The organism is Cytobacillus firmus, from assembly GCF_023612095.1.
Taxonomy (GTDB): Bacteria; Bacillota; Bacilli; order Bacillales; family Cytobacillaceae; genus Cytobacillus.
This window is the reverse complement of sequence record NZ_CP086235.1, coordinates 3,505,769-3,531,871: the sequence shown is the minus strand read 5'-3', so window position 1 is coordinate 3,531,871 and position 26,103 is coordinate 3,505,769. Positions and strand designations below refer to the sequence as shown.

25 protein-coding genes and 1 riboswitch are annotated in these 26,103 nt (G+C 40.6%); of the genes, 16 read left to right on the top strand and 9 right to left on the bottom strand.

Annotation, left to right across the window (positions count from 1 at the left end):
- Positions 1–16: 16 nt before the first annotated feature.
- Positions 17–118: riboswitch (purine riboswitch) on the top strand.
- A gap of 92 nt (positions 119–210) precedes the next feature.
- Positions 211–1,506 (top strand): NCS2 family permease, encoded by a 1,296-nt coding sequence (locus LLY41_RS17745; RefSeq protein ID WP_304585997.1) that lies wholly within the window; start codon positions 211–213, stop codon positions 1,504–1,506.
- A gap of 221 nt (positions 1,507–1,727) precedes the next feature.
- Positions 1,728–2,657, top strand: a complete 930-nt coding sequence (locus LLY41_RS17740; protein WP_095243737.1) for a cation diffusion facilitator family transporter — start codon at positions 1,728–1,730, stop codon at positions 2,655–2,657.
- A gap of 179 nt (positions 2,658–2,836) precedes the next feature.
- On the opposite strand, the gene LLY41_RS17735 is transcribed toward LLY41_RS17740, so the two are convergent.
- Positions 2,837–3,154 carry an ArsR/SmtB family transcription factor gene (locus LLY41_RS17735; protein ID WP_095243738.1) on the bottom strand — a complete coding sequence of 106 codons (318 nt, stop codon included), beginning with the start codon at positions 3,152–3,154 and terminating at the stop codon, positions 2,837–2,839.
- A gap of 80 nt (positions 3,155–3,234) precedes the next feature.
- On the bottom strand, positions 3,235–3,873 hold the full coding sequence (locus LLY41_RS17730; protein ID WP_304585996.1) for a hypothetical protein: 639 nt from the start codon (positions 3,871–3,873) through the stop codon (positions 3,235–3,237).
- A 181-nt stretch (positions 3,874–4,054) separates the two neighbouring features.
- Here LLY41_RS17730 and LLY41_RS17725 point away from each other — a divergent pair, with 181 nt between their 5' ends.
- Positions 4,055–4,753 carry a response regulator transcription factor gene (locus LLY41_RS17725; RefSeq protein ID WP_095243741.1) on the top strand — a complete coding sequence of 233 codons (699 nt, stop codon included), beginning with the start codon at positions 4,055–4,057 and terminating at the stop codon, positions 4,751–4,753.
- Entirely contained in the window at positions 4,743–6,152 is a 1,410-nt protein-coding gene (locus LLY41_RS17720) for a sensor histidine kinase (protein WP_095243743.1), read from the top strand. Before LLY41_RS17725 ends, LLY41_RS17720 begins: the two co-directional genes overlap by 11 nt.
- A 47-nt stretch (positions 6,153–6,199) precedes the next feature.
- On the opposite strand, the gene LLY41_RS17715 is transcribed toward LLY41_RS17720, so the two are convergent.
- The 5 genes from LLY41_RS17715 to LLY41_RS17695 all read right to left on the bottom strand — a co-directional run bounded on the left by LLY41_RS17715 (position 6,200) and on the right by LLY41_RS17695 (position 11,894).
- Positions 6,200–7,555: a hemolysin family protein gene (locus tag LLY41_RS17715; protein ID WP_095243745.1), complete on the bottom strand. Its 1,356-nt coding sequence runs from the start codon at positions 7,553–7,555 to the stop codon at positions 6,200–6,202.
- A 64-nt stretch (positions 7,556–7,619) separates the two neighbouring features.
- Positions 7,620–8,021, bottom strand: a complete 402-nt coding sequence (locus tag LLY41_RS17710) for a MerR family transcriptional regulator (protein ID WP_304588054.1) — start codon at positions 8,019–8,021, stop codon at positions 7,620–7,622.
- A 589-nt stretch (positions 8,022–8,610) separates the two neighbouring features.
- On the bottom strand, positions 8,611–9,903 hold the full coding sequence (locus LLY41_RS17705) for a hemolysin family protein (protein WP_304585995.1): 1,293 nt from the start codon (positions 9,901–9,903) through the stop codon (positions 8,611–8,613).
- Between the two features lie 205 nt (positions 9,904–10,108).
- Entirely contained in the window at positions 10,109–10,651 is a 543-nt protein-coding gene (locus LLY41_RS17700) for a GNAT family N-acetyltransferase (RefSeq protein WP_304585994.1), read from the bottom strand.
- Between the two features lie 103 nt (positions 10,652–10,754).
- Positions 10,755–11,894 (bottom strand): histidine kinase N-terminal domain-containing protein, encoded by a 1,140-nt coding sequence (locus tag LLY41_RS17695; RefSeq protein WP_095243753.1) that lies wholly within the window; start codon positions 11,892–11,894, stop codon positions 10,755–10,757.
- A gap of 271 nt (positions 11,895–12,165) precedes the next feature.
- Between LLY41_RS17695 and LLY41_RS17690 the strand changes: the two genes are divergently transcribed.
- Positions 12,166–12,636 carry a helix-turn-helix transcriptional regulator gene (locus LLY41_RS17690; protein WP_095243754.1) on the top strand — a complete coding sequence of 157 codons (471 nt, stop codon included), beginning with the start codon at positions 12,166–12,168 and terminating at the stop codon, positions 12,634–12,636.
- Positions 12,637–12,681: 45 nt separating this feature from the next.
- Here the strand turns inward: LLY41_RS17690 and LLY41_RS17685 are convergent, their stop codons facing one another.
- Positions 12,682–13,218 (bottom strand): universal stress protein, encoded by a 537-nt coding sequence (locus LLY41_RS17685; protein ID WP_095243756.1) that lies wholly within the window; start codon positions 13,216–13,218, stop codon positions 12,682–12,684.
- A gap of 313 nt (positions 13,219–13,531) precedes the next feature.
- Here LLY41_RS17685 and LLY41_RS17680 point away from each other — a divergent pair, with 313 nt between their 5' ends.
- Both LLY41_RS17680 and LLY41_RS17675 read left to right on the top strand, forming a co-directional pair.
- Positions 13,532–15,634, top strand: a complete 2,103-nt coding sequence (locus tag LLY41_RS17680; protein WP_095243757.1) for a transglycosylase domain-containing protein — start codon at positions 13,532–13,534, stop codon at positions 15,632–15,634.
- Between the two features lie 62 nt (positions 15,635–15,696).
- Positions 15,697–16,443 (top strand): class I SAM-dependent methyltransferase, encoded by a 747-nt coding sequence (locus LLY41_RS17675; RefSeq protein WP_304585993.1) that lies wholly within the window; start codon positions 15,697–15,699, stop codon positions 16,441–16,443.
- A 427-nt stretch (positions 16,444–16,870) separates the two neighbouring features.
- On the opposite strand, the gene LLY41_RS17670 is transcribed toward LLY41_RS17675, so the two are convergent.
- On the bottom strand, positions 16,871–17,194 hold the full coding sequence (locus LLY41_RS17670) for a hypothetical protein (protein ID WP_095243761.1): 324 nt from the start codon (positions 17,192–17,194) through the stop codon (positions 16,871–16,873).
- Between the two features lie 253 nt (positions 17,195–17,447).
- Here LLY41_RS17670 and LLY41_RS17665 point away from each other — a divergent pair, with 253 nt between their 5' ends.
- The 9 genes from LLY41_RS17665 (at position 17,448) to LLY41_RS17625 (ending at position 26,085) form a co-directional block, all read left to right on the top strand.
- Positions 17,448–18,734 carry an MFS transporter gene (locus LLY41_RS17665; protein ID WP_095243771.1) on the top strand — a complete coding sequence of 429 codons (1,287 nt, stop codon included), beginning with the start codon at positions 17,448–17,450 and terminating at the stop codon, positions 18,732–18,734.
- Between the two features lie 150 nt (positions 18,735–18,884).
- Positions 18,885–19,448 (top strand): RNA polymerase sigma factor SigY, encoded by a 564-nt coding sequence (sigY, locus tag LLY41_RS17660; protein ID WP_304585992.1) that lies wholly within the window; start codon positions 18,885–18,887, stop codon positions 19,446–19,448.
- A complete protein-coding gene (locus LLY41_RS17655) occupies positions 19,402–19,752 on the top strand; it encodes a YxlC family protein (protein ID WP_095243764.1) in 351 nt (116 codons plus the stop codon). Before sigY ends, LLY41_RS17655 begins: the two co-directional genes overlap by 47 nt.
- Positions 19,749–19,949, top strand: coding sequence for a sigma-Y antisigma factor component (locus LLY41_RS17650; protein ID WP_095243766.1), 201 nt, complete (start codon positions 19,749–19,751; stop codon positions 19,947–19,949). The genes LLY41_RS17655 and LLY41_RS17650 overlap by 4 nt, the downstream gene beginning before the upstream one ends.
- Before the next feature lie 15 nt (positions 19,950–19,964).
- Positions 19,965–20,168 (top strand): hypothetical protein, encoded by a 204-nt coding sequence (locus LLY41_RS17645; protein WP_095243768.1) that lies wholly within the window; start codon positions 19,965–19,967, stop codon positions 20,166–20,168.
- The gene (locus tag LLY41_RS17640; RefSeq protein WP_095243770.1) at positions 20,149–20,466 is read left to right on the top strand and encodes a YbjQ family protein; all 318 of its coding nucleotides are present in this window, start codon (positions 20,149–20,151) and stop codon (positions 20,464–20,466) included. The genes LLY41_RS17645 and LLY41_RS17640 overlap by 20 nt, the downstream gene beginning before the upstream one ends.
- 208 nt (positions 20,467–20,674) lie before the next feature.
- Positions 20,675–21,463, top strand: a complete 789-nt coding sequence (locus LLY41_RS17635; protein ID WP_076262491.1) for an alpha/beta fold hydrolase — start codon at positions 20,675–20,677, stop codon at positions 21,461–21,463.
- A gap of 855 nt (positions 21,464–22,318) precedes the next feature.
- Positions 22,319–24,076 carry an ABC transporter ATP-binding protein gene (locus tag LLY41_RS17630; protein ID WP_304585991.1) on the top strand — a complete coding sequence of 586 codons (1,758 nt, stop codon included), beginning with the start codon at positions 22,319–22,321 and terminating at the stop codon, positions 24,074–24,076.
- Positions 24,073–26,085 (top strand): ABC transporter ATP-binding protein, encoded by a 2,013-nt coding sequence (locus LLY41_RS17625; RefSeq protein ID WP_304585990.1) that lies wholly within the window; start codon positions 24,073–24,075, stop codon positions 26,083–26,085. Before LLY41_RS17630 ends, LLY41_RS17625 begins: the two co-directional genes overlap by 4 nt.
- Positions 26,086–26,103: the final 18 nt, after the last annotated feature.

Here is a 26,103-nt window from a genome sequence, read left to right as displayed (position 1 = left end):
AGTACACTGATTGATGTGCTGCGCCCTGCATTTTACCTGTATATGTTCAGAGATAGGGTCTGAGCGTTTCTACCGGGCTGCCGTAAATAGCTTGACTACAGGGGATATAGCTTGTTTGAATTGGCATGCTATTTTCTTCTGTTTTTCTTTATGGCAGCTTCGCATCTTGCGGAGCTTTTTTATTTTCCAAAAAAAAAGGAGGGGAATGGCATGTCATCTTTTTTCCGGTTTCATGAAAGAGAAACATCATACAAACAGGAAACAATTGCAGGTTTAACAACGTTTTTATCAATGGCATATATTCTAATTGTAAATCCCATTATCCTTAGCCAGGCCGGAATGGATAAAGGGGCCGTTTTTACTGCTACGGCACTCTCGGCTATTATTGGCTCTTTATTAATTGGCCTGCTGTCCAATTATCCGATTGGGATTGCCCCGAGCATGGGTCTCAATTCTTTCTTCACTTTTTCTGTTTGCATCGGAATGGGTATTCCGTGGCAAACGGCATTAACAGGTGTATTTATCTCAGGGGTCTTATTTGTGATTTTAAGTTTATTAAAAATACGCGAAAAAATTATTAACATTATACCAAAGGATTTAAAGCATGCTATTGCAGGCGGCATCGGATTCTTTATTGCTTTTATCGGACTGAAAAATGCTGGCCTGGTTGTAGGAAGTGAAGCGACATTTGTTGCGATTGGCAATATCAAATCTCCTGTCACGCTGCTGGCTGTTTTTTGTTTTATATTAACAATCGTTTTAATGGTAAGAGGAGTTAAAGGGGCCATTTTCTATGGTATGGTCATTTCAGCTGCTGCCGGAATGTTATTTGGCCTTATTGATAAGCCTGAAAAAATCGTTGGGGCCATTCCAAGCCTTGAACCGACATTTGGTGAGGTTTTTCTGCATATTGATCAAGTCTTTACGCCGGAAATGCTGGCAGTGATATTTACTTTCTTATTTGTTGCCTTTTTTGATACAGCAGGAGCATTAATAGCAATTGCAAGTCAGGCTGGCCTGATGAAAAATAATGAAATTCCTAATGCCGGCAAAGCGCTTTTGGCTGATTCCAGTGCAACAGTAGTAGGCTCTGTGCTTGGAACTTCTACAACAGCTTCTATGATTGAGTCCAGTTCAGGGATTGCGGCAGGAGGCAGAACAGGTTTTACATCAGTAATCATCTCTGCATGCTTCGCGGTTGCCTTATTCTTTTCTCCATTGCTCAGTGTGATAACGGCTGAAGTAACATCGCCGGCACTGATCATTGTTGGAGCACTGATGGCCATGGAGGTAAAACATATTGATTGGGGTAAACTGGAAATCGCAATTCCTGCGTTCGTGACCATCTTAATGATGCCATTGACCTTCAGTGTAGCAACAGGGATTGCACTCGGTTTTATTTTATACCCAATTACAATGCTGGCACTTAAAAGGCCACAAGAAATTCATCCCATCATGTATGGACTATGTATTGCATTTATGGGTTATTTTGTTTATCTAGCATAAAGGGAAAGGGGCTGCCTGCAGAGTCAGGCAGCCTTTTTGCATTTCTATAATTACATGCAATAGTTTTTACAATTTTCTGCTGTTTTGTTGGTTTCATCAGAAGATGTTTGAGCCTATTCATTTAGTCTAAATTAAAGGGGAATAATAAAAACCATTGAACAATAAGCCAAAGTCATACATAATATATATGAGCATATATTCATATAAAAGGAGTGCATAGTATGGGACACAGTCACGGGCATGGACATGGACATGGACATTCACATGATCACCATCACACTGGCAATAAAAAGGCGTTGATGTGGGCATTTATTTTAATTGCTTCATTTATGATTGTAGAAGTGATTGGCGGAATATGGACTAATAGCCTTGCGCTGCTATCGGACGCCGGGCACATGCTGAGTGATGCAGCTGCGCTTGGTCTGAGTTTTCTTGCGATCAAAATAGGTGAAAAAAAGGCGACGAATTCAAAAACATTTGGCTATAAACGATTTGAAATTATTGCTGCTTCAATAAATGGCATTACACTGCTCCTAATTTCACTCTATATTTTCTATGAGGCCTATCACCGCATTCTTGAGCCTCCGGCTGTCCAAAGTATGGGGATGCTCGTGATTTCATCGATCGGGCTGCTCGTCAATATTGCTGCAGCATTCATATTAATGAGCGGGGATAAGGATCACAACTTAAATGTAAGGAGCGCTTTTCTGCATGTTCTTGGTGACCTGCTTGGTTCTGTTGGAGCAATTGCTGCTGCCCTTTTAATTTATTTCTTCGGGTGGGGCATTGCCGACCCCATTGCAAGTGTAATAGTAGCAGTTCTCATTCTTGTAAGCGGATGGAGAGTGGCAAAAGAGTCTTTCCACATTTTAATGGAGGGGACACCTGTCCACCTGAACCCAGAGGATATTAAAAGTGCACTCCTCGGACTTGCACATGTAAAAGACGTTCACGATCTTCATATTTGGACGATCACTTCCGGTTTTCCTTCTCTTAGCTGCCATCTTGTAATTGAAAATGAGGGTGGACACGATGCAGTCCTTCATGCCGCTCAATCTGTGCTGCATGATGAATATGGGATTGAGCATAGCACGATACAAGTGGAGGGAGAAAGAAAAGGCTGTCCAGGCCATAATGAAAGCTGCAATTAATAAAGCCCTAAGGACAGCTTAAATAAGAAAGTATTAATTTTTAAGAACGATAACTGTCTAGCTCCAGCGCCTACCCCCTCGAGGTCATAAGCCAATCCTCCCAGCAAGGCAAAGGACGCCTTACCGTCGTGAGGCTCGTCTTATGCTTGTCGGGGGTGGGCAAGGCGCTTCCGCTTTTCTTATGAATGCTGGCTATGTTCAATAGCCTGGTTCAATAAACTTATAACATGTTCATCATCATGGCTGTAGAAGAGAGTTGTTCCTTCACGGCGGAATTTTACCAGACGCAGGTTTTTCAAAAAGCGAAGCTGGTGAGAAACGGTAGATTGAAGCAGGGATAGATTTTCCGCAATTTCATTTACAGAATACTCTCCGTGAAATAATAAGTGAAGAATTCTAAGCCTTGTTGGATCGGATAAAGCTTTAAAAGTCTGGGAAACCATGAATAAAGTTTCTTCATCCAGGTCGGCAGGGTACAACGGGTTTTCATCTGTCATTTGTTTCACCTCTCCCTTTCATTATAAATCTGTTTTATATAAAACAAAACCGCAGATGTTGACTCTGCGGTTTTACCTTATTATTTTGCCTTACTGATTTCCTTGTGAATTTCATCAACCAGTTTTTTCATTTCTGCATGGATTTCTTCTTTATCAACATTTAATTCTGTTTTTATTTCTTGTAATGAATTTCCCTGTTCCATCAATTGGACTATTTCACCAAAATCTTTATTTGCCGCCTTTCCTATGGCTGCACCTGAAACAAGGAAACGAAGCGGAACTCCTTTGTCAAGATACCCTTGCAGCACTTGAGTCGATTTGCCGGAGTACTCGGAGACCTTTTGCAGAACAACCTCCCTGTTCGCTTCAAGGAACTTATCCATATGATGATGGTGCTTCTTTATTTTTTCTAAATCCACCCCATACTGCTGAGCTGTTTTTTCCCAGGAGGAGTTATTTTCTTTATAAAAAGCCAATACCTCTGTAACCTGTTTATTTGAAAACTTCGCAATGTGGGCAGCTATGAAGATTTCTCTTTTCGTGAATCCTTGTTCCTGAAGGGATTTCATCAAGGATTCATCGATCAATCTGTGATGGTGTTCATGTATTTGCTCCTGAGCCGGTGCCTTTCCCCTTGGCGCTGATTCAGCATGAACCGAAATCGCGGCCCCTATTAAAATAAAGCAAAAAGATACTAATAAAAGAAATTTTTTATTCATCCTATACTGCACTCCTTTCAAAATGATAAGTCATAATTAGCATTTCCCAAGATATTGATAACAATAAAGAATTTGGCTGACTTTCTTTAGAAAAACAATAAGGTCAGAGCTATTCATTGAAATAAAACACTCATATCGATTACATTAAGAATAAAAGACTGTTCAGGGCGGTGAAGGGAAATTGAAAATACTTGTTGTGGAAGATAATGAAAGTGTCTGTTCAATGCTTGAGATGTTTTTTATGAAAGAAGGGTATCAGGGGTTTTTTGTTCACGATGGCCAGAGGGGGTTTGAGCATTTTAATAAAGAAAAATGGGACTTAATTATCGTTGACTGGATGCTTCCAGTCATGGATGGTGTGACCCTCTGCCGGAAAATAAGAGAACTGAGCAAGGTTCCGATTATTATGCTGACGGCTAAAGACAGCGAATCCGATCAGGTTCTGGGACTTGAAATGGGTGCCGATGATTATGTGACCAAGCCATTTAGTCCGCTGACGCTGATGGCCAGGATTAAAGCCGTGACACGCAGGTTCCAGGCTGAAGCAGGAGCAGATGAACATCACTATGTTGCCAGTGAATATTTCAAAATCAGCAAAGAATCCAGAGAGGCATATTATAATGGGCAACTTTTAAAGAATTTGACCCCAAAAGAATTTGACTTGCTGTATTATCTTGTAAAACATCCCAAACAGGTTTTTACAAGAGAGCAGCTGCTCGATAGTGTATGGGGTTATCAGTTTTATGGAGATGAAAGAACCGTAGATGTACATATAAAAAGGCTTCGGAAAAAAATAGGCACGGATGAGCAGCCTTTTATTCATACAGTATGGGGTGTGGGTTATAAATTCGATGAAACGGCAGCGGAAAATGAAGGTTAAGTATTTTTATCAGCTGCTGATCAGTCATGTCAGCATCCTAATCCTGGCATTCCTGTTATTAAGCCTTCTATTCTCCCAGTTTGTCGAGAATTATATTTTTGAAAATAAAGTGGAAGAGCTCGATTCCTATGGAGAGCAGATCCTGACAGACATAACAGTCAGGATAGAGGGGGATGAACAATTTCTGACAGAATACAGCCAGCTGCTTGATGCGAGAAATATCAAATATATTCTCTTTGATCATAAAGGGAGGGTCTTGTACCCTGAACTTAAATCGGATCCGATGATTCAGCTGACCAAATCCGAGTGGGCAGAAATTTCGAAAGGAAAAAAAGTAACTGTAAAGCATGATATAGAACGTTTCGGCCAGGAGGTAACATTGGTTGCCCTTCCATATATGCAGGGGGGCAATCTTGTTGGCGGAGTTTTGCTTCTGTCCCCAATAACAGGTGCTATGGAGGTTGTCAGCCAATTAAATCGATTTTTATTATATACCATTTTTATTTCACTCTCAGCGACCATCCTTTTAAGTTTGGTTCTCTCTAAAAATCTGATCAAGAGGATAACGGAGCTTAGGAATGCTGCCTCTATGATTTCATCTGGGAACTACGATATCAATGTTCCTTACACCTATATGGACGAAATTGGGGAATTGGCCAAAGACTTTAATGATATGGCAGCAAGACTCAGGGAATCTAATGAAGAAATCAGAAGACTGGAAAATAGAAGAAGGAAATTCATCGCAGATGTCTCGCACGAGCTTCGGACTCCATTGACCACTATCAGCGGTTTGGCTGAAGGCATTAAGGGAGGTCTGATCCCGGAGGCTGATACAGAAAAAGGGATGATCCTGATAGACAGGGAAGCAAAGAGGCTTATTCGGCTGGTGAATGAAAATCTGGATTATGAGAAGATCCGTTCCAATCAGCTGCAGCTGCATAAAATGGATATTGATCTCATGGAAGCCTTTGAAATTGTTAAGGAACAATTGGAAATTCAGGCAGAGGAAAAAGGTAACGGGATTTATATAGAGGCTGAAGAAGGGGTTTCGGTGTATGCGGACTATGACCGGTTAATTCAAATTCTGGTAAATATTGTAAAGAACAGCATTCAATTCACCGAGCAGGGCTCCATATTTTTAAGGGGCAAAGAAGATACCGATCAGACATTGATTGTAATAGAAGACACAGGTATAGGCATCGACCCGAAAGAAATTGAGTCGATCTGGCTGCGTTTTTATAAAGCTGATTTATCCAGGACCAATCATTCATTTGGTGAATTTGGCATTGGCCTTTCCATTGTCAAACAACTTGTTCAGCTGCACAGCGGAGAAATTGCTGTCAGCAGTGAAAAAGGGGCAGGGACCAAATTTACGATTAGATTTCCGCGGGAGCAATAAGAACAAATAAAAGGAACAGCCCTCCAGCGGGCTGTTCCTTTGGTTATTTAAGACAATACTTCTGATTCAGTAAAGGGGACTTTTTTTGCAGGTGCCGGCTCTTCTGTTTCAGGTACTGCTGTCACTTCAACATACTTAATATGGTGCTCTTCCATATCCAGAATTTTAAATCGATATTTTTCGTGCTCGATTATATCACCTTGCTTGGCTTCGTAATTCTCAGTCAATATCCATCCGCCAATGGTATCAACATCTTCATCATTAATACCGGTACCCAGCAAGTCGTTGACTTCGCTGACGAGAACTTTTGAATCGATGATATATTGGCCTTCTTGCGTATTTCTGACCATCGGTACTTCATCCATGTCGAACTCATCACGGATCTCGCCGACAATCTCTTCAATGATATCCTCAACAGTCACTAACCCCGAGGTACCGCCGTATTCATCCATTAAGATGGCCATGTGGATGCGTTCTTTTTGCATTTTTAGCAGAAGCTCATGGATAGGTATGCTGTCAATGACCCGGATAATGGGACGAATGTAAGATTCAAGCGTGCTTGATGATAATTCCCGGTTCATAATGAGATCTGTCATGACTTCTTTAATGTTGACCATGCCAATGATATGATCCTTATCTCCATCTATAATGGGGTATCGAGTAAATTTCTCTTCCTGAACGATTTGCAGAAAGTCTTCAAGCGTATCATCTTTTGAGAGAGAAACAATTTCAGTACGCGGAACCATGATTTCTTTCGCGATCCGATTATCGAACTCAAAGATTTTATTTACATACTTAAACTCAGATTGGTTAATTTCGCCGCTTTCATAGCTTTCTGATAAAATAATGCGAAGTTCTTCTTCAGAATGCGCTAATTCGTGTTCAGAAGCAGGCTTTAATCCAAACATGCTGGTCAATAGGCGGGCAGAACCATTCAACGCCCAAATGATCGGATACATAACCCGGTAAAACCAGATTAAAGGACGTGTTGTTAAAAGTGTTACCGCTTCTGCTTTTTGTATCGCCAGAGTCTTTGGGGCCAATTCTCCTACAACTACATGCAGGAAGGTGATAAAAGCAAAAGCAATGGTGAATGAGATAACATGTGAAATGGATGACGGCAGACCGAAACTATTTATCACCGGACGCAGCAGGTGTTCAATTGTCGGTTCACCCAGCCAGCCAAGACCAAGTGCTGTAATGGTAATTCCCAGCTGGCAGGCTGAAAGGTATTCATCCAAATTCGAAATCACTTTCTTCGCAGCAATTGCATTTTTATTGCCTTCTTCAATTAGCTGATCAATTCTGGAACTTCGTATTTTAACAATGGCAAATTCCGAAGTAACGAAAAAAGCCGTTAAAGCAATTAAAATGGCTATAAAAACCAAGTTTAATATGTCCAAATAAGTTCCCCTTATCCCGCCTGAACGGGCAGGGTGTCACCTCCTGATTTTGTGAAAAATGGGATTAGCTTGTTAAGCCGGAAAGGGAACGGAGCAATGCAGTACTTTCGGCAGTCAGCTTTCTGGAGAAGCCATCTTTCTGCTCCTCATTCATTGTATTGATGAGCGGCATGAGCACAGTTATTTCCTGTTGCAGCTGTTTCATCTGTAATGAGACTGCGTTAATGTGCTTTTCAACTTCCCCTGTCTGAATCTCCCTTTTCGTTTTCATTTCTAGTTTTCTCTTAATCTCTTCAAGCGGAAGATGCAGTATTTTGCATTCTTCTATAAATCTTAGATCAGACAAAACTTCTTCTGAATATATGCGATAATTTGATTTTGAGCGTTTCGCTTTAATTAGGCCAATGCTAGTGTAGTAGTCAATCGTTCTTTTTGAAACGTTAGCAATATTGGCTAATTCGCCGATACGATAGTAAGCCCCATCATATCACCTCTGCTTTGAATACTTATATCTCCATAATAATGCTTTACAACAAGAGATATAGTTAGAATCAATTATACGTTAGCGGAAACCATACAGTCAAACGTAGCAGTTTGGAAAAAAGGATTACATTTATTTTATGAAACTATTCATAAAATATGAAGTAAAAAGATTCGGAAAAATAAAAAATTTTATAAGGGGCTAAAAAAGTTACAGCTTAAACGCGTCTTAGGCAGTAAAAAACCAGGAGAAAAAAGTGCGCTCCCGGTTTTAAATAAAGGCCTTTTTACTAAGTTTATTGTTTTTTGTATTCTGTCCGTTGATTTCCGCTCCAGGCACTTGCTTTCCGCGGGGAGGAATGCGAGCCTCCTCGGCTTCGCCTGCGGGGTCTCACACTTCCCTCACCTCCCGCAGGACATTGAATAAGCTTCCTCGAATGAACACCGCACGAAGGAAATGCGTCAGCATTTTCGAGGATCAAGTGCCCTCCGCTCCAATCAACTAAGCAAATTAAACTAAGTAATGAAAAATGAAAAATCAACAAACTTTAAGTGAAAGTCTTAATAAATATAGATTAAATTTTCAAAACTTCAATATAAGAAATATGGTGTCCATCCATTTCTTTAATGATAAATCTGTGACCTTCTTCTTCAATAAAGTCTCCCTGAGCTGCATCATACTTCTGCGTCATGATCCAGCCGCCGATGGTGTCCACGTCATCATCGGATAATGTTGTACCCAGAAGATCATTTGCTTCTGAAATCAGCAGTTTCGCATCAAGGATATAGTGGTTTTCCCCTGTCTTTTGAACAAGCGGAAGCTCATCGGCATCAAATTCGTCCCGGATTTCACCAACGATTTCTTCCAGGATATCTTCTGCTGTGACCAATCCAGCGGTTCCCCCGTACTCATCAAGAAGAAGCGCCATATGTGAACGCTCCTTTTGCATTCTAAGAAGCAAATCGTGAATAGGAATGGTTTCTATCACCCTGATAACGGGTTTAATATATTGCAGTAAGGGGTGTTTGTCTTCACATTTTTTTCTTACACAGTCAGTTAGAATTTCCTTTACATTAATGATTCCGAGAATATTATCCTTATCGCCTGCCGTAACCGGATAACGGGTATAACGCTCATTTAAAATGAGATCGAGGGTTTCTTCCAGTGATGAATCTTCCGGGATGGTAACAATCTCGGTCCGCGGAACCATAATCTCTTTGGCGATTCTATTGTCAAATTCAAATATCCGGTCAACATACTGGTATTCAGAAGGATTAATTTCACCGCTCTTTAAGCTTTCAGACAGGATGATCCGCAGTTCTTCCTCTGAATGGGCCATTTCACTCTCTGAAACGGGCTTCAGTCCGAATAATCCTGTAACGACTCTGGCCGAACCGTTTAAAATCCAGATAAACGGATACATAACCCTGTAAAACAATATTAATGGCTTTGAAAAGGTTAAAGTTATGGCTTCTGCTTTTTGAATCGCAAAGGTTTTTGGCGCAAGCTCCCCAATGACCACATGGAGAAATGTCACAACAGCAAAAGCAATGACAAAGGAGAGGATATGAGTGACGGAAGCCTGCAAGTTAAGACTTTCAAATACAGGATGAAGCAGTCTTTCAATAGTCGGTTCACCGAGCCAGCCGAGGCCCAGTGCGGTGATTGTAATTCCAAGCTGACAGGCAGATAAATATTCATCCAGACTGCTTATAACCTGTTTCGCAGAACGGGCTTTAGGATTTCCCTCCAGCATAAGCTGGTCAATTCGGGAAGTCCTCACTTTAACAATGGCGAATTCAGATGCAACAAAAAATGCAGTTAATGCGATTAATAAAAATAATAAGAAAAGGTTAAGGGTGATCATATTATCCCTTACACGATAATGTAAGGGGCAGGCACCTCCTTTATAATATGTACTTTTCCCTTATTCATGAATTTTACAAATAAACCATGAATAAAGGAGTTACTTTATTTGAAATTACCCTTATTTAAGAGAAGTAATCAGAGGAAGTAATTAATGCCGGAACTTGTATGCAGGAAAAATAAAAAAGCCTGAGCAGGCTTTTTGTTTACACATTCCATTCCCTTGCCAGCATTCCATATATGGCAAGATCGTGATATCGATTATAAAGAAACTCGCCATCCCGGATGATTCCTTCCTGGCGAAATCCAAGCCGTTCAGGGATCGCACGGCTTTTTCCATTTCTAATTCCGCAGCGTATTTCGATGCGGTTCAGTTTTAAATCAAAAAAAGCATGATTGACCATGGCTTGCACACTTCGTGTCATTATTCCTTTGCCTTCAAAATTTTCAGCAAGGTAGTATCCAATGCTGGTTTGTCTGTTGTTCCAGTCTATATGGTGAAAACCAATAGAGCCTGCAAGTTTTCCCTGATAACGGATTCCGGCATTAAAGCCGTTATTATCAGCAAACTGTTTCAGCCATATAGGAATGATCGAATGATACTGAACAGGTGAAGCCATATTATCTACCCATGGAAGCCATTCTCTTAAGTGGCTGCGGTTCCGGTCCACCAAGCTGAATAACTCTTCCGAATGATGAATCTGGAACAATTGCAATTCTAGCTCCTCGTCTACTTTTAAAGAAAACAAGTGACAAACCCCCTCCGGCAATCTATAAATATAATAATTTATTGTTTAATTCATATAAGCATTTTGGAATGGAAGACGAAAAAGCTGTTGCCGGGAGTCAGAATCAGCTCATATCTTTAGCCGGCTTTTCAGTTGGCAAAGTTATGCTGAAAACGGTCCAGTCTGATTCGGTATCACATGTCAGAGTCCCTTGATGTTTTTCAATTATCTCTCTGCAGACAAATAGCCCCAGCCCCGTTCCGAGTGTTTTTGTTGTAACAAATGGCTCAAAAATGGAATTGATTAGATGATCCGGAATTCTTGGCCCATTATTAGAAATATCCAGTCTTATTTGCCCATCTGAAGTCCATTTGCTTTTAATATGGATGACAGGGTCACTGCGGTACTGTGTAAGCACATCTATGGCATTGAAGATAATATTAATGAAGACTTGGCGGATTTCATCCGCATAGCCAACCAAATAGATATCATCTTTTATATCCTGAAGGATCGTAACCTTTCCATCCAGGATACTGGGATATAAGAATATCAGGACTTCATCTATTAATTCATTTAGAGAAAATGTAATTTTTTCTTTTCCGATCAGTTCCTTTTTAGAGAGAAGCAGGAATTGCGAAATTCTAAAATTCAGCTGCTCCAGTTCATTTGAGATGATATCCAAATACTTCATGGAGGGATTTTCGGATTTTAAAAGCTGAATAAACCCCTGTACAGAGGTAAGCGGATTTCTGAACTCATGAATAAAGCTTGAAGTCATTTGGCCAAGGAGCGTCAATCTATCTTTATGGGTGGAATCGATAAATTGTGTTTTTTCCTTAATAATCTGATCTTTGGCATCCGTATATCTGGACACAGCGTGATATAAGAATTTATCAAAGCAATAACCGATTCTTTCGTACTGTCTCTGGAGTTCATGAAAATGTATTTCGGAACGATTAAAAATATTAAGAACTATTGTTCTTCCCAAGTTGACATTATAAACAAAGTCTCCAATATTAATATCTGCTTTTACTCGCTGTTCAGCGACGGTGTAGGCCAGTTTCTGAATATAGTTTTCCAGTTCCTGCCCGTCTCTTATTAAGATTTGAATAATTAATTGGAACATGGCCTCGCCATTATCCTTAATTTTATCTTTAAAAGGATCATCCTTATTTATGAGGATTTTCTCATTCCATTCACTTAAGAGGTTTTCTTTTTCAGTCAGCAGAAGTTCCAATATGGCATTATTTGTTTCAATCGTCATTTTATCCTCCACTTTTTTTGCATAATAACAGTTAACCAATAGATTTCGATAGAATACGGCAAAATCCTCTGTTAATTTAATGGAAAATATCAGTAATTTTTGCCCTGAGGAAAAAGGCCAACTTGTGACTAAAAGCACAGTCATTTTTTTGTGATAATTGGTATAGTTAAAGAAAAAGGCAGTTTTTTATTTGTAAAATGGTTATTATTTCTTTTATAATATAGAAACAGGTGTAAATTTACACCAACAACAAAAAGGGAATGAAGCTGCATTGACTAGAGATGAAATTATACTGAAAGTTTCAGATAAGATCCGTCTTATACGTACAGAGGCAGGATACACACAGGATAAAATGGCAGAGATTATTGGTGTTTCAAAAAAGACGCTTGTTCAAATTGAAAAAGGGCGGGCAGAGGCAGGCTGGTCGACAGTAGTAGCTGTTTGTGCTTTATTTAGAGAAACGGAAACAGTCCGGTTTTTGTTTGGAAATGAACCATTAGAAGTTCTGGAGACTATTGCAAGAGAAGGAATTGATTACAGAAAGGAAAAGACTCTTGGCGGTAAGCTCTGGTGGCGGGAATTGAAGAGAAGCAACGGTCTGATTCTTCAGCAGAATATTATCAGCCAGCACTACCGGATTATTGATCAGGATCATTTTAGAATTTACAGTAGTTTCGAAGAATTGTCTTCTAAAGAACGGTTTGAGGAGCTGGCAGCTGAGAATAAAGACCTTCAGCAATAACAGCTGTATTCATATAAAAAGCAGCCTCCGGGCTGCTTTTCAATTTTAAGGGATTTGCGGATTTTCCTTATCCTTAGCTATAAGCACGGGGCAAGGAGCATTCCTGGCAATTTTTGTACTGGTGCTCCCCAGGAACATCTTTTTAATTCCGCCTTTGCCTGAGCTTCCCACAATAATTAAATCTGCGTTTTCGGCAGCTGCATATTCACAAATGCTTTCTGCAGGATTCCCCTCAATAACATCGAACTTCGTATTAATGTTGTATGGCTCAAGAATTTCCCTTGCATTGTAAAAAGTATTGTCTACGCTATGCTTTACTCTTGCGTGTGTATTGGAAGAGGATTCATCATGATAAACCGGAAGAGGAGGGATCTGAATTCCTTCAAGCAGATAGCCATTCGTTCTTACAGGCTCTACCGCTTTTTCATTGTTTAAGGGAATATTTTCAACTGTTTCTTCAAAGACCTGAGCAACCAGCAGCTGAGCTTCAGGGTTTTGTTTAACTAATCCGATTGCCATATTCAATGCCTGTCTGCTTCCGTCTGTATCATCATAGCCCAATACAATTTTATTAAAATACATCAGTGATCACTCCTTCTTATGATAAGGAAACTTATTGTTTATATACCCTCTGCTGTGAAGAGTAAATCATAAAAATCATCAGAGCTTTGAAACTTATTGTACCCCCATAAAAAATGACCGGACTCCGTAAATTCTAATGCATATTTTCAGAGTATCATTGATGATTTCAGGGTATATTTTTTATACCTGGAAGAAAATTGCATGGAAACAAAATACTATAAAAAACGTATTCTTTGAAGTTATGCTGTTATCGGTGTAATCTGAAGACTTCCACAAAAGCAAAATGATTTTCAGCAAGAATATTGGAGGAAATATGAGAAAGAAAACTTCAGTTATTAAAAAGTTTCAGTCAACTTGGAATAAGCTGCACTTGACACAGGTATCCATATTGCTTGCATCTACTTTGGTCCTGGCTTTCTTAAGCTTCGTCTATTTTTCATATAAGGATGCGGATATCAGTGCACTCGAAGCAGGGCTTGCACAATCCACAGTCATTTATGACGCTGATGGGGAAGTAGCCAGCAAGATCTCAGCAAATAAAAATGAAGGCATTTCCATAGATCAAATTCCTGATCATATGAAAAATGCAGTGATTGCCATTGAAGACCACCGTTTTTATGAACACGGGGGCATCGATTTAAAAGGAATAGGCAGGGCCTTCTTGACAAACGTGAAAGCAGGCGGAATAGTCGAGGGCGGCAGTACGCTTACCCAGCAGCTGACCAAAAATGCACTATTATCTGCAGAAAAAACATACAAAAGAAAACTGGAAGAATTCTTCCTGGCCCTTGAAATTGAAAAGGAATACAGCAAAGATGAAATTCTTCAAATGTATTTAAACCAGGTTTATTTCGGAGAAGGCGCATGGGGGATCAAACGTGCGGCGATGAAGTACTATGGAAAAGATGTTGAGGATCTCTCCGTTAGTGAAGCAGCACTGCTTGCAGGGCTGGTTAAAGCCCCATCAGCCATCAATCCTTACCAAAATGAAGAAAAGGCAATTGAGAGAAGGAATACCGTCCTTGACCGTATGAAGGAACACAACTTTATTACTGAAAAGGAATGGGAAAAAGCAAAAAATGAAAAGCTTGTTTTTGAAGACAGCGGCGGCGATCCCTTTAAAGGGAAATACCCATATTATGTAGACGTGGTTCTGGAAGAAGCGATTAATAAATACAATATTTCGCTTGATGAGCTTTTAAGTGACGGGTATCAAATTTATACAGAGCTTGATCAGGATATGCAGAGCAGTGTAGAAGAAACCTACACAAATGATCAATTATTTCCTAAAGGTACTGGAGATCAGCAGGTTCAAAGCGGAGCCGTACTTCTGGATCCAAAGAATGGCGGTATCCGTGCTCTTGCAGGCGGAAGAGGTGAACATACCCTTCTTGGCCATAACCGTGCCGTTCATAAAGTAGGCCAGCCCGGATCGACCATGAAGCCGATTGTGCCTTACACAGCAGCACTGGAGACGGGCTGGAAGATCACAGATGAACTTAAAGATGAAAGAATGACATTCGGCAAAGATTATGAGCCGAATAACTATAATGGCCAGTTCCGTGGAAATGTGCCAATGTATGAAGCGGTAAAGGACTCTTTAAATGTCCCTGCTGTATGGCTTTTGGATGAAATTGGTGTGGACAAAGGGGTAGATGCGGCGAAGAGGTTTGGCATACCTGAAGAAGCCATCAATCAAAATCTTGCACTTGCTCTTGGCGGCACAAGTGTTGGAGTTTCACCTCTGACCATGGCACAGGCATATGCTGTATTTGCAAATGGCGGCGAGAGGCCGGAAGCACACTCCATTACAAAAATAGTTGATAAGGATGGAGTTACAGTAGCAGAGTGGAAAGGTGAGAATACAAGAGTCATTTCCAAGGATGTTGCGGATAAAATGACAACTATGCTTCTCGGGGTAGTTCAGCATGGTACAGGGAAGGCTGCCCAAATACCAGGCAGAGAAGTTGCAGGGAAAACAGGCAGTACACAAATGACCATCGAAGGCATTGACGGAGTTAAGGATCAATGGTTTGTCGGCTACACACCACAGCTGGTAGGTGCTGTATGGGTAGGCCATGATAAGACAGATGCAAATAATTATCTTACTACCTCGAGCAGTGAAGGTACGGCTCCGATATTCCGGGCAATCATGTCAGAAGCCCTGAAAAATCAGGAAGCAGAGTCATTTAATGTCCCACATATTGCCGGTCTGATGGAACAAAGGCAAAAGGAGCAGCAAAGGAAAGCTTGGGAAGACAACATAAAAAAAGAAACAGAGAAGATTAAAGAAAAAATTGAAAAAGAAAAAGAGAAATGGAAAGAGAAATGGAATAAAGGAAAAGAAAAACACAAGGAAAAAGATAAAGATAAAAAGAAGGATAAAAAGAAAGATAAAGAGAAGAAGAACCATTAAAGAAATACATTTTACGAGTACAGTCAAAAGCTGTACTCTTTTTTAAAAGGAGGTCATCTATCATGGCAGAACAATTTTACGATGAATTAGCTGAAGAGTATCACTTAATATTTGAGGATTGGGATCGTTCCATTGCCAGGCAGGGCGATGTACTGGATCATCTTTTATCGGCAGAAGGCTTTAATAAAACATCATCTCTATTGGATTGTTCTTGCGGAATAGGGACTCAAACATTAGCTCTGGCCCAAAAGGGGTACAAAATAACGGCATCAGACATTAGCGGAAAGTCTATCGAAAGAGCAAAAAAAGAAGCAGAGCTGAGACAGCTGAACATCCAATTTTTTCAGGCAGACATGAGGGCATTGTCATCTGTGCACAGTGAATCTTTTCATGCCATTCTCTCGATGGATAACGCCTTGCCGCACCTTATCACCGAAAAAGAATGCACCAAGGCACTTAAAGAGGTTTACAGTTTACTCAGCGAGAAAGGCATTTTTCTCTTTTCTATCAGGAATTATGATGAAATACAGAAAGAAAGGCCAACATCCACCTTGCCTGCAAAAAGGGATCACACCATAACCTTTCAGCTTTGGGATTGGCATCAGAATTCTGATATATATAATTTGAGGCATTTTACAATGGTGGAAAAGGTCGGAACCTGGTCTGTGTCAGAAAGACTTTCTCAGTATAGGGCCTACAGAAGGGAAGAGTTAAACCATCTTCTGCGCCAAGCTGGTTTTCGGCAGGTGAAATGGCTGCTCCCTGAAGAGTCTGGATTTTATCAGCCAATTGCCATTGCTTATAAATAAAGTTTGTTTTCGCAAGATTTGTTGCTTTTTCCTCTTATTTACTGAGTTGATTGGAGCGGAAGGTGCGAGATCCTCGAAAATGCATTCGCATTTTCTTCGTGCGGTGTTTTTTCGGGGAAGTTTATTCAACGTCCTGCGGGAGTAGCAGGACAGGTGAGACCCCGCAGACGCGCAGCGTCGAGGAGGCTCACCGCCTGCCCCGCGGTTCGCTGAGCAGCCTGGAGCGGAAATCAACGGACAACATTGCTGGCTGAAAAATAGTAATAAATACGAAAAGAGCCAAAAAAAAGGCCATTCGGCCTTTTTTAATAGAATAATTTAGAATAACCAGCTGATTAGCGCGCCAATTACCACAATTGCTCCAACTACCATAAAAATTGTACGTATCATTTATTTTCACTCCATTCATTCGCAATAAAATAGTCAATTATAGCTGAATTGTTTCAGCTGTATTGATAAAGCGTTTTTCTGACATGCGAAGCACAGAAACATGATTGCTGCACATATCTTTGATATGCTCCAGATGGTTCTGGACGTCAGTTCCTTCCACAATGATCTTCAGACTCGTTTGCGGTTTCACTGTTAAAAGGAAAGACACTAATTTAGAAAGGTTTGAGGCATCCACCGCTTTGTGTTTGCTGTAGAGATAAGTGGTGCCTTCAAGCTGTTTTGATGCCTGGTAAATTTCAAGCATTTTCTTCATTGTGAACTTGTTTTGAACTAATACATTAGTAGAAATAATTTCTTTCATTTTAAAAATCTCCTTTTAAAAAAGTATTTTATATATTAATTGATTAATGATGTGGTTGTACTATGGAATTACCCCGGTGTTCACAACCGTAAACCACCCGGGTTCAAAGTGTGAATAATTACCTTTTTATCCGTATTAGGGGTTGAGGCGCCATCAGTCTGCAGATGGAGATAAAAACCATCAAAAGCCGCTTTATCAAATGTTAGTCGCAATTTATAGTAGAGATATAAACAGGGAAACTGAGGTAAAAGGGATGAAGAAATTCAAAGGGATTTTTCAAAATGCCAATTATGTGAAATTGTTTTTCGCCAACTTTACTTCTCAGATGGGCAGTACGATTGGTTTAACAGCATTTATGTTTTATTTACTGGATCGTTTCTCGGAACAGCCTTTTTATGCCACATTAACTGAATTGATGTTCTCTGTTCCGACCCTGGCGGTGTTTTTTTTAGTTGGAGTGTTTGCGGATAGGATGGATCGCCAGAAAATAGCTTATTATTGTGATTGGATCAGCGCGTTTTTATCAATTGTGCTTTTTCTGACTATTATTATTGGCTGGATGCCGCTCGTATTTGCAGTATTGTTCCTGAGGAGTGCCATTCAGAAATTCTTCTTTCCCGCTGAACATGCAATGATTCAAGGCATATTGAAAAGTGAAGATTACACAACTGCTGCAGGCCTTAATCAGGTGGTGATGAGTCTTTTCATGCTGTTCGGAAACGGACTTGGCATTTTTGCCTACTGGACAGTGGGAGTATATGGTGCGATTGTGGCTGATGCACTTACCTTTATCATTAGTGCATTATTAATAAAATCCTGCCGTATACCAGAAGAAGTCCGTCTGCCAAATGGCACACATGGGCTTAAAGACCTGAATATCCCGCTTGTCTTTAAGGACTTTAATACGGGGATAAAATATATTCTCCAGCACAAATTATTATCTGCTCTGCTTGTCGGCTTTTTCGTTTTCGGAGTGGTGAACGGCGGATTTTCAGTCATGCCTATTTTTATGCTGAAATACAAACTCGAACCGCAATCCTATGAGGAATACTCAGTCCTGCTCGGAATAATATTTGGGATTGGCGTTCTGATTGGCAGCTTTGTTGCCTCCTTGCTTACTCAAAAATTCAAGCTTTATCAGCTGATCATTGCCGGACTGCTGTTATCCGGAAGCTTCATCATTGCTGCTTCTTTTGCAGAGAACACGTTTATTTTCCTATCTTTATTATTTGCTGCAGCTTTCGGACTCCCTTTAGTGAATATCGCAATTGGCGGCTGGATGCCAAGTATTGTGGATCCGAAGATGATGGGGAGAGTACAGGGATGGATAAGTCCGCTGATGATGCTTTCTCAATCCATAACACTCGGGTTTATTGCTGTCAGCTTTCCGGGGTTCCTCAGAGTGGAAATGCTGTACTGGATGGTAGGCGGCTGTTTAGCACTTGTCGGTGTATTTTACAGCCTTGTTCTCCCGGGATTAACGAAAAAATCAGAAAAAAAGGGTGAAGCACATTCTTTGGAACAGACTGGTGCAGTATAATGTAATAAAAGGAAAAAAAGTCCCTGTAATCGGGGCTTTTTATGTGTGAAAAATAATATTAAAAAATAATGAACCTTTTCATCTCTTGAACGTCTTATGAGTGAAATAAACAGTAAACAGCGGGATGATAAGAAGAGAGGAAAGAAGCTGATGGAGGAGAAAGACCTTATAGTAAGTGCCAAACGAGGCGATCAGCTCGCTTTTGCCATGCTTTTTAAAAATAACTATCCCTTTCTGGTTAAATACTTAATCAAAATCACAATGAATCCCGATGCAGCTGAGGAGCTTGCTCAGGAAACAATGGCCAAATGTGTTGAAAAAATAGGACTGTTTAATGGCAAATCGAAATTTTCCTCCTGGCTGATAACCATTGCGACAAATTTGTATATTGATCAGAAGCGAAAGTCGAAACGAGAGAAGAGCTGGAAAGCACAGGAAGAGGTTTTCAGACGCATGAAATGGCATCTTGAAAGCCGAAATGAAGAATGGAATGATGCCTTATCCGCATTGGGAAAACTAAAAGACGAGATGAGGATACCTATTGTTCTAAAACATTATTATGGCTACTCGTATGAGGAAATAGGAAAAATGATGAATATATCTTCAGGCACTGTCAAATCAAGAGTGCACAATGGAATCATGTCTGTAAGAGAGGAGTTGAAGCTTCATGGCGAACAGGAAAGTGCTGCAGCTGGAACAAGATCATCAAGATGAGAAATTATTTGCTGCAGTCAAGGAGATAGAAGACGGATTGGAAACGCTGGAAGAAACCATCCCGGTTTATACACCTGATCTGCAATTTTTTGAGAACTTAGTTGCAGAGCAAAAACAGGCAATGAAAAGGAAATTGATCAAGGAGTTAGCTATCTTCACTGTTGCTGCACTCCTCATTGTAACTTCTGTATTATTCATGCTGTATCAGGTTCCATCTGTATTTTTTATTCTGCAGGGAGTTGTGACAATTTTCATTATGGCCTATAGCACAGTCAGCTTCGTGAAACAGGTGAATGGCACATGAACAGTGAAGAAATATCTCTTCCGCTGCTGATTTTAGTAGGAGTCATCTTAATAGCACAGAGTACGTTTCTATTTCTTGATGCAAGAAAGCACGGCCACAATTATTGGCTATGGGGGATTATCGGTTTAATTCAGGCGCCAATGCCGACACTGTTTTACTTGATTTTCGTCAGAAAGATTTGGCAGAAAAAAGATTAATTGAGGGATGCAAGGATGAAGAAATTAAAACAGATGCTGCTTCTTGCAGCCACTGGCGGCCAGTTTCTCGGGATTGCAATGCTGTTTATTAATATCAAGGCTGCGATTATGTTTTATATTTTATATGCTTTAATGATCATTGCATTATTTATTGTTTTGATAGCTGAGAGAAAAAGAGAAAAAGAGGAGGAAGAACAAAATGATTATCGTGACTACTGATACCGTATCCGGGAAAGAGATTAAAGAGATTAAAGGGTTTGTAAGGGGGAGTACAGTCCAGACAAAGCATATAGGAAAAGATATTCTGGCAGGATTAAAAACAATTGTAGGCGGAGAAATTGGCGAATATACTGAAATGATGGATGAAGCAAGAAAAAAGGCAATTGGCAGAATGGTGGAAGATGCAAAGGCAAAAGGGGCCAACGCAATCATTGGAATGCGGCTGCAGACCTCAGCCGTTATGCAGAATGCTGCAGAAATCATAGCCTATGGGACTGCAGCAATCATTGAAGAATAGCAGAAGAAGAACCGGCTGACATAGTTAGCTGGTTTTTTTATGTCATAAAAAGGGAAAGGATGAATATTTGGCAGAAAATACTTGAAAAGAAACTAGTGAATTTTTTGTGATATTATAAGCAATTTTCGCCGAAATCCTTTACAATAGAATGAAACTTCTTAAAAACAAAACTAAGAAAAATGACACTAGAATGTGGATTGGAGTATATATGCTATATTACCGTACGTATGTGAAAGATGAGTCCCTTCCATGGGTTACCTTTGTTCATGGTGCAGGGGGCAGCTCTGCAATCTGGTATAAACAAATGAGAGAGTACAAAAAGCATTTCAATGTTCTGCTGGTAGATCTGCGGGGACATGGTCAATCAGGAAAGGGCACCTGGGAAGAAGGAGATCATTTTACAGAAGTTTCTCAGGATATTGTGGATGTGCTCGATCATCTTCATATTACAGACTCCCATTTTGTGGGAATTTCGCTGGGGACTATAGTGATCCAGACAATCGCGCAGAATCATCCGGAAAGAGTAGCTTCCATGATTTTGGGCGGAGCCATTACTGAATTGAACTGGCGCACAAGGTTTTTGATAGCCATTGCGAATTTGACTAAGTATATGCTGCCATATATGCTGCTTTATAAGCTATTTGCGTGGATTATCATGCCAAAAAGAAATCATCTTGAATCAAGACATGCCTTTGTAAGGCAGGCAGCAAAAATGTGCCAAAAGGAATTCATCAACTGGCTGTCCTTAACAAAATCGGTTAATCCGTACCTGGGAAAAATCCAATCCAGCATTTCCCACATTCCTACCCTTTTTATTATGGGACAGGAAGATCACTTGTTTATTAAATCTGTAAAAAGCATTGCCCAAAAAGCTAAAACAGCTACAGTCAAAATCATTACAGATGCAGGACATGTATGCAACATCGACAAACCTGATGCCTTTAACAGAATAACCATCGACTTTATCAACAGGCAAAAAAGAAGATTGGCTTCATAAAGGATCCTTGTGGATCCTTTTTTTAGATAGGCTGTTTTCGCAAAGTTTGTTGCTATTTATATTATATTTACTGAGTTGATTGTAGTGGAAGGTGCGAGATCCTCGAAAATGCATTCGCATTTTCTTCGTGCGGTGTTTACTCAAGGTAGCATATTCAAAGTCCTACGGGAGTAGCGGGACAGGGGAGACCCCACAGACGCGCAGCGTCGAGGAGGCTCACCGCCCGCCCCGTGGTTCGCTGAGCATCCTGGAACGGAAATCAACGGACAACATTGATAAGTGAAAAACAACAATTTATACGAAAAGAGCCTTTAGATAAATCGAAGACAGAAAATTTTTAAAAGTAGGTAAAAAGCTGATTGACTTTTAGTGTAAGCGGTGATAATCTTACCAATATGGAAAAAAATGAAAAGGAGGGCTACAAAATGATCTTAATTCATCATCATCAAACAACAACTCAAAAATTAAAATCTGTAACCTCTCCTTTAGAACATATTAAAATGTAAACAGGATCTGCCTGCACATTTATTTTGAAGGAGCACAGGTTACATTTCGTAACGTGGGCTCTTTTGTCTTTTAAAGACATATCGCATGCCGCGGTATGTCTTTTTTTCGTCTAATTCCCAAATATCACCAATGGGAAATTCAGGCAATGCCTGTTTCCATATATTTTAATAGCGGCTGTTTTCGGCAGCCATAAAAAAGGGAGGAAAATTTTATGAATGCAGTAAGAATGAAAAGAAAAACACTTTTGCCGGAGGATCTGGATGGAGGCTAGTTATGTATTTGCTGCTGGTTAATGTATGAAAGCTCTCTTTAGAAACATGAGCTTCATACCGGAAAGGGGAGAGATCGTTGTTTTCGATTTTAGGAAAATTAAGCTGGTTTTTTAAAGAAAACTGGAAAAGGTATACAATTGCCATTACTCTGCTGATCATTGTCGGAATCCTTGATGTTATGCCTCCTAGGCTTGTTGGAATGGCAATTGATGATATACATCTTGGTCAAATGAGCAGTGCTAAAATAATAGAGTACCTTGGTTTATTTGCAATCATCACAATCGTGTCCTATGCAATCACTTATATCTGGATGTACCAGCTCTTTGGAGGGGCATTCCTGGTAGAAAGAAAACTGCGTTCACAATTTATGGGTCACCTATTGAAAATGACTCCAACATTTTTTGAGAAAAACCGGACCGGTGATTTAATGGCCAGGGCAACAAATGATTTAAAAGCTATTTCGGTAACGGCCGGTTTCGGAATATTGACACTGGTGGATTCCAGCGTCTTCATGCTGACAATATTGTTTACGATGGGATTTCTGGTTAGCTGGAAACTAACCTTTGCAGCAATATTGCCTTTGCCTATCATGGCTTATCTGATAAAAATTTACGGGAAGAAGATTCATACGCGGTTTATGAGCGCACAGGATGCTTTCGGTGAACTCAATGACCGGGTTCTTGAATCGGTTTCGGGAGTTAGGGTGGTGCGCGCTTATGTTCAGGAAAGAGCGGATCAGCAGCGTTTCCATGAACTCACTGAAGATGTTTACAGCAAAAATATTGAAGTGGCCAAAATTGATTCACTTTTTGAGCCGACGATAAAGGTGATTGTGGGCCTTAGCTATCTTATAGGGCTAGGATACGGTGCTTATCTTGTTTTCCACCAAACCATAACTTTGGGCCAGCTCGTGTCCTTTAATGTGTATTTAGGCATGCTGATTTGGCCAATGTTTGCTATTGGAGAATTAATTAATGTCATGCAAAGGGGAAATGCATCCCTTGACCGGGTACAGGAAACATTGTCCGCTAAGCAGGATATTGTGAATCCTGAAAATCCGTCTATCATTGAAGTCCCTGAAAATGTTATCTTCAAGGATGTTCATTTCCAATATCCTTCCTCAAAAACGGCTAATCTCACAGGGATTAAGCTGCATATTGAACGCGGGGAAACGCTGGGCATTGCAGGGAAAACAGGAAGCGGGAAAACCACTTTTATAAAGCAGCTTTTAAGAGAATATCCGACAGGCACTGGGAAGCTTGCCATTGCAGATGTTCCGATTGAAGAACAGGAGCTTGAAAGAACAAGGGGATGGATCGGTTATGTTCCACAGGATCATGTTCTGTTCTCGAGGACTGTCAGGGAAAACATCCTTTTTGGAAAAGAGGAAGCAACTGAAGAGGATATGCAAAAAGCAATTGATTTGGCAGCTTTCCGAAAAGACCTTGATCTTCTGCCGGAAGGGCTTGAAACAATGGTCGGTGAAAAAGGAGTGGCCTTGTCAGGAGGGCAAAAACAGCGGATATCGATTGCACGTGCCCTTGTGAAGGATCCGGAAATTCTGATCCTTGATGATTCTCTTTCAGCCGTTGATGCTAAAACAGAGAAGAAAATTATTGAAAATATCCGGACTGAGCGCAAAGGCAAAACGACAATCATTACGACACACAGAATGTCAGCAGTCCAGCATGCCGATCATATAATCGTCCTTGATGATGGCAGAATAGCAGAGGAAGGCACTCATGAGGAATTGATGGCTATGGATGGATGGTATAAGGAACAATTTTTGAGGCAGCAGACTCAAACATCTGCTGAAGAGGAGGTGCTTTCATGACCACAGGAAAGCGGTTATTCCAATATGCACTTCATTATAAAAAAACGATTATTGCTGCATTGCTGATGCTTACAGTCGCTGTAGCAGCAGATCTGGCAGGGCCTTTCATCGCGAAGAAGATGATTGATGACCATATCCTTGGCATAGAATCTGTCTGGTATCAGACTGAAAGCGGAAAAGATGCTGTGGAATATGATGGCCAGTTTTACAAAAAGGAGCAAAATATTGATCAGGGTGAGCGGAAAATTGATCAGGCCCGCATCCTGCAGGCTGGAAGCCAATTCGTCTTTATCAGGGGTGACATTGCTTTTGATGGAGAGCGAACCTTCAAAGAGGGCAAACTCTTTATTGAAAAAAGCGGCCAAAGCGAAACCTATGCAGGGAAGGCATTGACTGGTGAAGAATTAATGCTATTCTACTCACCCGAGATTCCTAAGATTGTTCAGCTTTTGGCCTTTTACTTTGGATTACTGGTGATCGCTGCATTTTTTCAGTACGGCCAGCGTTTTTTTCTGCAAAAGTCAGCAAATAGGATTATCCAGAAAATGAGAGAAGATGTCTTCGGGCAGATTCAAAGGCTGCCAATCAGTTATTTTGATAATCTTCCGGCAGGCAAGGTGGTTGCCCGTATAACCAATGATACCGAAGCCATCCGTGAGCTTTATGTGACCGTATTGGCAACCTTTTTTACAAGTGTCATATATATTTCAGGTATTTATATCGCTTTGTTTATTTTAAATGCCAAGCTTGCTGCGATATGTTTAATCCTGCTGCCGATTTTATACGTATGGGCGATTGTGTACCGTAAGTATGCATCAAAATACAATCATGTTATCCGTTCCAGGGTTAGTGATATCAATGGCATGGTTAATGAATCGATTCAGGGAATGAATATTATCCAGGCGTTTGGCCGCGAAAAAGATACACAGAAGGATTTTGAAAAGCTGAATACAGAGCATTTTACCTTCCAAAATAAACTTCTGAGCCTGAATTCACTTACATCGCATAATTTAGTGGGTGTGCTGAGGAATGTTGTTTTTGTTGCATTCATCTGGTACTTCGGAGGAGAGTCGCTCAATGCGGCAGCTGTCATTTCACTTGGGATGCTATATGCTTTTGTAGATTATATTAACCGCCTGTTTCAGCCTGTACAGGGCATTGTCAACCAATTGGCCAATCTCGAACAGGCATTGGTTGCCGGTGAACGAGTCTTCAAACTGCTTGATGAAGAAGGCATTGATATCAGTGATAATAAAATATCCCGCTATAAAGGGAATGTTACATTTGATCATGTGCACTTCGGCTATAAGGAGAAGGAATATGTGCTGAAGGATCTTAATTTTGAAGCAAAGCACGGAGAGACAGTTGCGCTGGTTGGCCATACCGGCTCAGGGAAAAGTTCAATCATGAATCTTCTTTTCCGTTTTTATGATTGCCAGGAAGGAAAAATTATGATCGATGGCATGGATATAAAACAGATTCCAAGGCAGGAGCTCAGAAAGCATATGGGCATCGTCCTCCAGGATCCGTTTTTGTTCACCGGGACCATTGCTTCCAATGTCAGCCTTGATGATCCTGAAATATCGCGGGAGAAAGTGGAAAAAGCCCTGAAGGATGTCGGAGCAGATAAGATATTTCAGCATCTTGAAAAAGGCTTTGATGAGCCGGTTATCGAGAAGGGGAGCACGCTCTCCAGCGGGCAGAGACAGCTCATTTCATTTGCCCGTGCTCTTGCTTTTGATCCGGCCATCCTGATCCTGGATGAAGCCACATCCAGCATAGACACTGAGACAGAATTAATTATCCAGGAAGCCATGGACGTGCTGAAAAAAGGAAGAACCACCTTTATCATCGCCCATCGGCTTTCGACAATCCGAAATGCTGATCAAATCCTCGTTCTGGATAGGGGCAGGATCGCTGAAAAAGGTAACCATGATGAGTTAATGGAGCAAAAGGGCAAATATTATCAGATGTATCAGCTTCAGCAGGGATCAACTCTTGCAGGATAGAAGGAAGCGCCGGATGGC